1 pseudogene is annotated in these 477 nt (G+C 59.7%); it reads right to left on the reverse strand.

The features are described from left to right. Positions 1 to 200 (reverse strand): annotated as a pseudogene (locus AWU74_RS08120) (FAD-dependent thymidylate synthase); the annotation flags it as partial. Positions 201 to 477: the final 277 nt, after the last annotated feature.

The raw sequence follows: 477 nt of genomic DNA on the forward strand, positions 1-477 counted from the left end.
TGGCTGTTCCGCAACAGGTGGTCTATGAGCGCGCTGTCTTCGCACACGGTCTTCGTGCCCTCGTCGTAAGACACCCGCGCCGCCTGCACGATTCGCGCGTCTCCGCCGAGATAATCAACCAGCCGGACAAAGCCCTTGTCCAGCACGGGGAACTCTTTGTCGAGCAGCGCTTCTGCTTCGGGGACTACGCAATGCGCCATAAAACCCTCCGCCCAAAAGTATAGACAAGACGCTTGTGTTGTACAACCGGCATCTGCCCGTCGTTTGTGCAGGCGCGGAGCATTCCGAGAGCCAAAAGCATTTGCTTCCGGCAAGGCGGTCAGCAGCCGGGCAGGAAATCGCGTCGTCGCACACGCATGTCGGGGGAATCCGCCCGCACCGACTCGGCGCAAGCTGAAGCACCCGCTCATGTAGGAGGAGGGCGAAGAGAATACATATTTAGTGCGTGTATTCTTTGTGTTCCAGCCCCCGCACGGC

It is taken from the genome of Treponema endosymbiont of Eucomonympha sp., assembly GCF_001028545.1.